At 65.8% G+C, this 2,311-nt stretch carries 1 protein-coding gene; it reads left to right on the top strand.

Annotated elements, in window-relative coordinates:
* Positions 1-1,029: 1,029 nt before the first annotated feature.
* On the top strand, positions 1,030-2,311 hold a 1,282-nt coding region (locus ACWDKQ_RS35805), incomplete at its 3' end, for a hypothetical protein (RefSeq protein ID WP_450143178.1).

Genomic DNA, 2,311 nt, shown 5'->3' with positions numbered 1-2,311 from the left:
GATGGGGTTGGTTCGGGGCTGGGCGATGGCGGTTCTGTTAGTGGTGATGGTGCGCGGTCGTTGGACGGTGGTGGTTGGGATTTGGGGACGTTCGGAGTCCGGAGTCCGGAGTCCGGGGATGGGGTCGATTCGGGGCTGGGCGATGGCGATTCTGTCAGTGGTGATGGTGCCGGGTCGTTGGGTGGCGACGATGGCGAAGTACCGGCTGGTCAAGACGACGGGCCGAGGGCTCCTGGGCGGGATGCCGAGCCAGGCCCTGGCGAGCGCACTGAAAGTTCGGACCACACCGGTCGGTCTGAGGAACGAGTATCCGCGTCCAACGTGGGCAGTGAACCGAACCCTGATCCGTTGCAGGAGTCCTACAGGGTTGCGCTGAGTGAGTTGGCGGCGGCTGATTCGATCAGACGGGACGAGGCGTTTGCGCGCGCGGACAGTATTTTGGGTCCGACGCTTCGGGAGTACCAGACGGCCCGGGTGCTGATGGCGCATCAGCACCTGACGTCCCCCGATGATCGAGCTGCTGCGGTTCGATTGCGTGTAGAGCTGCAGCGCCAAATGAGTCGGCTGGCGCACATAAGTGCGGGTGCGGGGCCGGAGCCGGGTGGGGACGGGCTGTTGCAGTCCGATGGTTTTGCGGGGTCGGAGACCGTGGGGGCTACGCGGTCGGAGCCCACCGAGGATGTGGTGGGTGATACCGGGAGCGGTGGCGGGGATGCGGGGACGTTCGGGCCCCGGAGTCCGGAGTCCGAGGGCGGAGCCGGTTCGTGGCGGGCCGATAGCGATTTCGTGAGTGATGGCGGTGTCGGGTCGGCCGACGGTGGTGGCTGGGATGCGGGGACGTTCGGGCCCCGGGGTCCGGAGTCCGAGGGCGGGTTCGACTCGTGGTTGTCCAGTATCGCCTTTGCCGATGGTGATGGTGTCGCGTCGTTAGGTGACGGTGGCGAAGTACCGGCTAGTCAAGACGACGGGCCGAGGGCTTCTGCGTGGGACGCAGAGCCCAGCCCTGCCACATCCACTGACGATGCGCATGTGTCGCGTGATGCGGCGATCGATGACGCGAAGAGCGACTTCGATGAGGCCGAGCGGAAAGAGTTGCTGGAGCGGCTTCGTCGTTTGAGCGAAGACGGGGAGCCGTCCGGGGGCCCATCGCGTCCTGTGGTGTCTGGTGTGGACGGTGGTGCTGGTTTGGCGGGGGGCGACGTTGCTTCGCGGGATCAGGGTGGTGTGGTTGCCGGTGTGGTGGAGGGGCCGCGGGCCGAAGGTGATTCGGTCGAGCAGACGGTATCGGATAGGGATGCTCCCGACGTGGTGGTGCGGCCAGAGCAGGAGAGGTTCCGGGGCGAGCGCCCTGTTTCAAGTGAAGCTGTGGAAACCAAGAAAGCGGCCGAAAAGGGGGAGGGACCCACATCCGCCCGTGAGAATGGTGCGTCTCGTCGTAAGGCTTGGCCTGGTGTGGGATCGGATCAGGGTTATTCCGCTGGCGGTGGTGCCCGGTCGATTTCGGACTCGTCCAGTTCGGATGTTGATGGTAGCCGCCTGGTGGATCCTGCTGATCGAATCGGGCGCAGCGATCGAACCGGGACCAACCTGACCGGGCTGGCGGGTGGATCGGATCGTATCGATGGGCCTATCGATCCGTCCAACGACAGCGAGCCGCCAAACCAGCCGGCGGATTCTCAGGTGCGGGTTGGTGGTGTTGAGGCCGGCCGGGACAGTTCGGGGTTGGGGGTTGCTGGTCGTGTGCGGGGTCGTGATTCGTTGAGTGCGGGGCGGCAGGTTGCTCAGACGGTGGGGGCGGGTCGGGTGGTCGAGGCTGTGAAGGGGGTGGTGGGTGAGGGTAGTGATCCGGTGGGTCTTGATGAGGTGGAGTTCGCGGTGCTCAATGAGGTCCGCAGTTTGCGTGGTGAGGGGAGGGAGTTTGAGGTCGGTGGTGTGGCGGTGCGGGTGCAGGCCGAGTTCGATGTGCGGGGCAGCGAAGCGGTGGAGGGGGATGCTTCCGGGCATTCGGCGGCCTGGGCGGCGGATCATAAGGCGGGGGCGGCGGGTGGGTCGCGTCATCGGCCGCGTTTCCGGCAGTTGTTCTTTATGCCTGCGGTGCCGGGTCTTTTCGCGTTGGGTGCTTTCGACCTGCCGACCGGTTTGGCGTCTAGTCACGCAACCAGCCGCACCGATACGCACAGCCAGTCGGTGCGTATCGCGTTGCCGGAGCGTGCGAGGCCGGGTGGGGACAGTGATTATGCGGGTGCGCAGGCGGTGTTCGTGCCGGTGACGTTCCGGGTTTCCCGGGTGGATAAGGACGGGCACAGTACTG

It is taken from the genome of Saccharopolyspora sp. NPDC000995 (assembly GCF_053599315.1).
This window is presented reverse-complemented; position numbering and strand designations above follow the sequence as displayed.